This window comes from Kluyvera sp. NPDC087067, from assembly GCF_044745165.1.
GTDB lineage: Bacteria > Pseudomonadota > Gammaproteobacteria > Enterobacterales > Enterobacteriaceae > Kluyvera.
Genome location: NZ_JBIUZS010000003.1, coordinates 587,071 through 595,175, shown reverse-complemented (window position 1 = coordinate 595,175; position 8,105 = coordinate 587,071). Strand labels below are relative to the sequence as shown.

The following is an 8,105-nucleotide window of genomic DNA, read 5'->3' as shown; positions in this document are numbered from 1 at the left end:
GACACGGGAGTCCCGGTCGTCTGGCCACTGTTCATCACCTGGAACGGTGTCCCCTGGCTGTTCAGTGCCCCCGGACCACTCTGCGCCGTACGTCGTGCCTCCGCCGGGTTCGCGCGGGCGCCAGAAGATCCCGGACCACCAATATACGATGAGGTCGGAGAAGCGGAAGATGCAGCGCCCCCTGTCACACCGCGAGCCCGTCCGTTATCGACTCCCGGTGATGAGGTGCGTTCAGGGTTTTGTGTCCCCGTTCTGCGCGATGCCCCGCCTGCAGTCGTATTGCTACCGCCGCTCTGTGACGAAATCGAAGGCGTATTATTTCCGACGCCCTGCGACGAGTCCGTAGTACCGGTTGACGCCGGCGTCCCCGTCGTCTGGCCACCGTTCATCCCCTGGAACGGTGTCCCCTGGCTGTTCAGTATCCCCGGACCACCCTGTGCCGTACGTCGGGCCTCCGCCGGGTTCGCGCGTGCACCTGAAGATCCCGGACCGCCGATATACGATGAGGCCGGAGAAGCAGAAGGTACTGTTTCTTCCTTCACGCCGCGGGCCTGTCCACGATCAGGGCTCTGAGATAAGTCCTCGGTGCCCGTTCCGCGCGATGTCACGCCCGCAGCCGTATTGCTACCGCCGCTTTGTGACGAGCCCGGAGCGGTATTGATTCCGGCACCCTGTGACGAACCCGGAGCCGTATTGATTCCGACGCCCTGTGACGAGCCCACAGCCGTATTGATTCCGACACCCTCCGACGAGCGCGAAGTACTGGTAGACACGGGAGTCCCGGTCGTCTGGCCACTGTTCATCACCTGGAACGGTGTCCCCTGGCTGTTCAGTGCCCCCGGACCACTCTGCGCCGTACGTCGGGCCTCCGCCGGGTTCGCGCGGGCGCCAGAAGATCCCGGACCGCCAATATACGATGAGGTCGGAGAAGCGGAAGATGCAGCGCCCCCTGTCACACCGCGAGCCCGTCCGTTATCGACTCCCGGTGATGAGGTTCGTTCAGGGTTTTGTGTCCCCGTTCTGCGCGATGCCCCGCCTGCAGTCGTATTGCTACCGCCGCTCTGTGACGAAATCGAAGGCGTATTATTTCCGACGCCCTGCGACGAGTCCGTAGTACCGGTTGACGCCGGCGTCCCCGTCGTCTGGCCACCGTTCATCCCCTGGAACGGTGTCCCCTGGCTGTTCAGTGCCCCCGGCCCACCCTGCGCCGTACGTCGTGCCTCAGCCGGGTTCGCACGAGCGCCCGAGGAGCCCGGTCCGCCGATATACGATGAGGCCGGAGAGGCAGAAGATGCAGCCCCCCCTGTCACACCGCGGGCCTGTCCGGTATCGACTCCCGGTGATGAGGTGCGCTCAGGGTTTTGTGACCCCGTACTGCGCGATGTCCCGCCCGCAGCCATATTGCTACCGCCGTTCTGTGACGAGCCCGGAGCCGTATTGAGTCCGACACCCTGTGACGAGTCCGTAGTACCGGTAGACGCCGGCGTCCCGGTCGTCTGGCCACCGTTCATCCCCTGGAACAGTGTCCCCTGGCTGTTCAGTGCCCCAGTACCACCCTGTGCCGTGCGCCACGCCTCAGCCGGGTTCGCGCGGGCACCCGAGGAGCCCGGACCGCCGATATACGATGAGGCCGGAGAAGCAGAAGGTACTGTTTCTTCCATCACGCCCCGTGCCTGTCCACGATCAGGGCTCTGAGATAAGTCCTCGGTGCCCGTTCCGCGCGATGTCCCGCCCGCAGCCGTATTGCTAGCACCGTTCTGTGACGAGCCCGGAGCCATATTGATTCCGACACCCTGCGACAAGCGCGAAGTACCGGTTAACGCCGGTGTCCCGGTCGTCTGGCCACCGTTCATCCCCTGGAACGGTGTCCCCTGACTGTTCAGTGCCCCCGGACCACCCTGCGCCGTACGTCGTGCCTCAGCCGGGTTCGCACGAGCGCCCGAGGAGCCCGGTCCGCCGATATACGATGAGGCCGGAGAGGCAGAAGATGCAGCCCCCCCTGTCACACCGCGGGCCTGTCCGTTATCGACTCCCGGTGATGAGGTGCGCTCAGGGTTTTGTGACCCCGTACTGCGCGATGTCCCGCCCGCAGCCGTATTGCTACCGCCGTTCTGTGACGAGCCCGGAGCCGTATTGATTCCGACACCCTCCGACGAGCGCGAATTACTGGTAGACGCCGGCGTCCCGGTCGTCTGGCCACCGTTCATCCCCTGGAACGGTGTCCCCTGACTGTTCAGTGCCCCCGGACCACCCTGCGCCGTACGTCGTGCCTCCGCCGGGTTCGCGCGGGCGCCCGAAGATCCCGGGCCACCGATATACGATGAGGCCGGAGAGGCAGAAGGTGCAGTGCCCCCTGTCACACCGCGAGCCTGTCCATTATCGACTCCCGGTGATGAGGTGCGCTCAGGGTTTTGTGACCCCGTACCGCGCGGTGTCCCGCCCGTAGCGGTATTACTACCGCCGCTCTGTGACGAAACCGAAGGCGTATTATTTCCGATGCCCTGCGACGAGTCCGTAGTACCGGTTGACGCCGGCGTCCCGGTCGTCTGGCCACTGTTCATCCCCTGGAACGGTGTCCCCTGGCTGTTCAGTGCCCCCGGCCCCTCCTGCGCCGTACGTCGTGCCTCCGCCGGGTTCGCGCGTGCACCAGAAGAACCCGGACCGCCGATATACGATGAGGCCGGAGAAGCTGAAGGGGCTGCCCCCCCTTTCACACCGCGGGCCTGTCCGCTATCGGAGCCCTGAGACAATGTGCGATCAGGGTTTTGTGACCCCGTACTGCGCGATGTCCCGCCCGTAGCTGTATTACTACCCCCGCTCTGTGACGAAACCGAAGGCATATTGTTTCCGGCACCCTGTGACGAACCCGGAGCCGTATTGATTCCGACGCCCTGTGACGAGCCCACAGCTGTATTGATTCCGACACCCTCCGACGAGCGCGAAGTACTGGTAGACGCGGGAGTCCCGGTCGTCTGGCCACTGTTCATCACCTGGAACGGTGTCCCCTGGCTGTTCAGTGCCCCCGGACCACCCAGTGCCGTACGTCGGGCCTCCGCCGGGTTCGCGCGGGCGCCCGAGGAGCCCGGACCACCAATATACGATGAGGCCGGAGAAGCAGAAGGTACTGTTTCTTCCATCACACCGCGTGCCTGTCCACGATCAGGGCCCTGAGATAAGTCCTCGGTGCCCGTTCCGCGTGATGTCCCGCCCGCAGCCGTATTGCTACCGCCGCTTTGTGACGAGCCCGGAGCCGTATTGATTCCGACACCCTGCGACAAGCGCGAAGTACCGGTTAACGCCGGTGTCCCGGTCGTCTGGCCACCGTTCATCCCCTGGAACGGTGTCCCCTGGCTGTTCAGTGCCCCCGGACCACCCAGTGCCGTACGTCGGGCCTCCGCCGGGTTCGCGCGGGCGCCCGAGGAGCCCGGACCGCCAATATACGATGAGGCCGGAGAAGCAGAAGGTACTGTTTCTTCCATCACGCCGCGTGCCTGTCCACGACCAGGGCTCTGAGATAAGTCCTCGGTGCCCGTTCCGCGCGATGTCCCGCCCGCAGCCGTATTGCTAGCACCGTTCTGTGACGTGCCCGGAGCCGTATTGATTCCGACGCCCTGTAACGAGCCCGGAGCCGTATTGAGTCCGACACCCTCCGACGAGCGCGAAGTACTGGTAAACGCGGGAGTCCCAGTCGTCTGGCCACCGTTCATCCCCTGGAACTGTGTCCCCTGGCTGTTCAGCACTCTCGCGCCACTCTGCGCTGTACGGCGGGCTTCTGCCGGATTCGTGCGTGCGCTTGAGGAGCCTGGTCCGCCGATATACGACGAGGTCGGTGAGGCGGAAGGTATAGTGTCCTCTGCCACTCCGCGTACCTGCCCGCTACCGGTTCCCCTTGAAGATGTGCGCTCAGGATTGTGCGTCCCAGTACCAACCGATGCCACGCCCGGAGCCGTACGGGTCCCAACGCCCTGTGACACACCCGAAGTACCCATTGATGCCGGAGTCCCACTCGTCTGGCCACCGTTCATGCCCTGGAACTGCGTCCCCTGGCTATTCAGAACTCTCACGCCACTCTGCGCCGTACGGCGGGCCTCTGCCGGATTCGTGCGTGCGCTTGAGGAGCCTGGTCCGCCGATATACGAAGATACAGGAGACCGGACTAATGTAGGATTGCCATCCGTACCGCTCGCCTGGTCAGTACGATCGGTAGAGACGGTGTTCTGTTCATCTTGACGCATAGATTCAACGGCGGGTCCCGTCGCCGAATCTATAACATCGTGCCGCAGTTCATTCCCAACATCGCCAATATCACCCGAATCACGGCTAACTGATTGGCGCGGGGATTCCACGACTGATGTTGTCTGACTCTCCTGCTCAGAATGATCGGGCGTATGCTGTAGCGAACTGTCAGAAACATTCGCCATCGCACGACGTTGAGGATTTTGTAGCGGGTGAGCAGGTGAATCCATTTCCTCAGGCAATGTTCCTACCCCTACCGACGCTAATTGCGGAGCAATAGGATCATCAGTGTGGGTCGCATCGGGGGTTGTCATAGAGGCAGGTTGACTTTCAGAGGCCGTGCCCGGGCTCTCACTCACCTTGTTGCCTTCATGGTAGGTGAAATTAAACGGAGCATTAATCGTAACGTGGACACCCGGTTCTTTCGAAGGCTCTACTTTAACCTCCGGGCCTGGGCCTGAATCGGCGGCATCATCCGCTTTGGGTTTCGCAATATCCGCTAGCGCATTTTTAAGCAGATCAAATGTTATTGACTCCTGGCCGAGTCGGGTCTGAGTCTGCTCAAAAGAGGATAAATGATTGCTACGATTAATAGTGCTTAGGATAGAATCGTTTTCCTCAATTGAATCCCTGAAAAGGTTGTTAGCGCTAGCCATCACCTCAGCACATTCATCTTGCGTCAAACCCGCCTTTATTAGTGATTCACCAATACGATTGGCTATTTCGACATTGTAACTCAGGGCGGAAGATTGCTTATCAAGTGCAATAAGTTTACTGCAGATTTGCTTATGTTTATTTAAGGCATCTGCATGTTTACTCGACCCAGCCGCTGGGGAGTTTACTCCCACACCGTTCTTAACAATGCTGGAGATAAAGGACCGAGTCACTTTATTAAGTTCTGTAAGCGTCTTACTATCGTCTGGTGACAGGCGTGACTTAATCTCATGACGAATAGTCATAAAATCTTCAACAGATTTTAAAGCCTTTGAATTGCCCATACCGCTATTATTTTCAACAAGAGACTTGAATTTCGCTAGCGTTTTTTCTGACAATATGAAAGTAGACGGGGATTCTTTTATTTCATTAAACAGCGCATCCTTTGCCGTAGTCGCTTTATGAACAACAAATTGCTCACCGGTGGGCAAGCTCTTTAATGCATTTACAATTTTCTCGTTTAGCGGGATACCTCCCTCAGCACGAGAGTTCAGCAAGACCTCGGCGTGATTCTCCACCGATGCCTGACTTAGCTCGCCGCTTGCTGGATTTTCGGTTCTTTTCGCCGAATCCGTTTCGCTTTTACCTATTACACTCTGCACTAGTGATCCTGCATGAGTTATAAGATTAGAAACAGATTGATAGTGAACACCAGACTGTTTCACGGCATCTTCAAACACAAGCTTCAGATTGCTATTAGAAACGCCAGTCAGGTCCCTAAATGGTCCCCGTGCGGAAGAAGTAGAGTTATTGAATGATAAACGAAATGATGCGGCCGCCGCGCTTGAAGAAGGTATCATAACGACTCCCAATTAAATATTAAAGAAGGACTTGTCAGACTCTAAAAGCTGAGAAATAGTGCTGCTCAATATTTTGACTAAATTATCAAATGTCGAGTTTGCATTTGAATATTTCTGTGTCAGAGACTGCATGCCTGTTTGCACAGAATCCTTAACAATATCGACACTACTTTGGTATGCTGCCCACTGCGCCGAGTTAAGTTTTTTATTGTTGTAATCGTTATAAGAGCTATTTTTCAGATTTTTAACTGATGATAAATCAATTCGAACATTATTCCCATCGACGCACTTATCAGGGTCCAACCCCATCTCTTTAGCCCAGGCTTTTGCCTCCTCAGGGGAGGAACCGCTAAATAAGATTCCAGCATCACCGCTGTACTTATCAATTACAGTTTGTAATTCGGCAGCAAAACCTCGACCATCAAATTTAATATCTTCATCATCAACCGTGATGTATTTTTTCAGGTTCGCCATCACCTCTGAGAAATCAGCGTAAAAGCTGGCATAGGCTTCCACCGCTTCCTGAAAAATATCAAGATAGCCTTCGCCCATTGCGGCAATGGCATCAGCCACCGCATCGCAAATCTCTTTGCTGCTTGAGGTTGAATATTCACTTTCCTTAACCACATCATTGAATACGCTGATAAGATCATCAGACTCTGCGGCCGAGGTATCATCAGCAGATTCCTCTGCAACCGGAAGCGTGGAACGGGTGAAGGCAGCGGCCGTCCTGGCGGACTTGAGGAAATCCTTATCAGCAGAGGTCAAAACCGCTGGCGTTTCATCATTCATGCTGGTCTCAGCTGCGTTAACGGGCGAAGACAGCCCTGCCGCGACACCCGCTAACAGTGCTTTCTTTTGCTCAACAGCCAGCTTTGTCATGGCATTTTTTGCCTTGATGACTTCAATCGTTTGCTGGAAATCTGAAATTTGTCCGTTTTCAACCAACTTACCCAGTTTTGCGACGTCATCAGCGGTTGATGGCGTTGGTTTTAAAAGTGCCCGGACAACGGAATCCGGCAACTGGCTTTTAAGAGTGGTGTGGGGCAACGGCGCCGTATCATCTGTCGATGTTAGGTTTTGGTTATTTTCAACAGACGATTCACCTTCCAGCGTTTTGTTCAATAACCAAGCCGGAGTAATGGGGTTCGACGTAATATGATCAATTGGCATTTTTACTCACAAAAGCCCCCTTAAACAGGGGGCTGGGCTGAATGATAACTGGAGGGCTAGCCTTTCAGGTTAGCGGTCATGGCTCTAACGGTGCCCGCACGGTTGGCAAGGATCTGATTAAGCAACTGCATCAGTTCGGCCTTAAACTGACCAATGGCCTGCTGTTCGCGCTCATCAGATTCTTTACGTGAGGTAAAGACGTTTTCATCTGTTTTCAGAATCTGTGCGTGCGCTTCAGCATTTGCTTTATCAACATAGCCGTTAGAAGAAGCCAGGCCGGCGACCGACTGTCCGCCCTGACCTAACATCATCCCCTGCATTTGCAGTTTGTTTGCATCGTTCGCGCGCAGTTGCTGCTGCATGCTTTCTTCTGAAGAGTCATGCTTCAGTCGATTAGACTCTTTCTTCAGCAGCTTAATATCAGAGGCATCCTGAGAGGTCATCTTATCCAGTCGCGCACGTTTGCCTGGCGTTGCATTGGCACTCATGGAGTCGGATTGACGTTTAAGGTCATTAGATTTAAAACCGTGTGTCTTGATCGCCTTGTTTGAATTATTGAGCGCCTTGCCCTGAATAGCGCCGGAGACTGCCGTCGACGCTAACGAAATGCCGGCCTGTTTATCCACCATCGTTTTGTTTTCGATACCGGCCTGAATAGTTTGCTTAGAGCTCATCTCACCCAAGCTGCGCGCCATGATATTATTTGCACTAGACTGTTCACGCATAATCGACTGGTTATATTGCGCAGCCAGGCAAATCGTTTGCAGAACCTCTGCGGCCTTACCACTGAAGCCATTAGCGATAGTCGAAATATCGAAACCGCTCTTATTCGCCAGCACAACCAATGAATCGTTCATTTGCTCCATGGCTATCGAGGCTTCAGACTGGGTGAGATTAGAAATAGAACTTAATGCCTGTGAAACCTGTTTAGTGAAGGCCTCTGGGTCGGCCTGCACTGGGCTAGGTACAATATCAGGAGCGGTGTTTTTAAGCGATTCTGCGGTCACCACATCTTTTGCTGCGCTGTCAACAAATACAGGCGTAGCCGTACTTTGCGCAATCTCCTGCGATTTTAACGGCGCCGACTCGGCCTTCTTGATATAGGTATTATTATCGAGATTAGTTAGCGGACGCTGTGATACAACAGAGTTAGAAATAGTAGTCATAATATATCCCGAGTAA

Annotated in this window: 3 protein-coding genes; all 3 read right to left on the bottom strand. The window is 55.8% G+C overall.

Going from position 1 to position 8,105, the window contains the following annotated elements; translation table 11 throughout:
- A partial coding sequence (locus tag ACIPDS_RS11550) for a beta strand repeat-containing protein (protein WP_400735562.1) occupies positions 1-4,595 on the bottom strand: 4,595 nt, incomplete at its 3' end.
- A 1,167-nt stretch (positions 4,596-5,762) separates the two neighbouring features.
- Positions 5,763-6,923 (bottom strand): IpaD/SipD/SspD family type III secretion system needle tip protein, encoded by a 1,161-nt coding sequence (locus ACIPDS_RS11545; protein WP_400735560.1) that lies wholly within the window; start codon positions 6,921-6,923, stop codon positions 5,763-5,765.
- Between the two features lie 56 nt (positions 6,924-6,979).
- Positions 6,980-8,089, bottom strand: coding sequence for a hypothetical protein (locus ACIPDS_RS11540; RefSeq protein WP_400735558.1), 1,110 nt, complete (start codon positions 8,087-8,089; stop codon positions 6,980-6,982).
- Between the last annotated feature and the right edge of the window lie 16 nt (positions 8,090-8,105).

Coding starts and splice junctions, on each gene's coding strand:
- ACIPDS_RS11545 (WP_400735560.1), bottom strand. CDS start 6,923: ATGCCAATTGATCATATTACGTCGAACCCCATTACTCCGGCTTGGTTA.
- ACIPDS_RS11540 (WP_400735558.1), bottom strand. CDS start 8,089: ATGACTACTATTTCTAACTCTGTTGTATCACAGCGTCCGCTAACTAAT.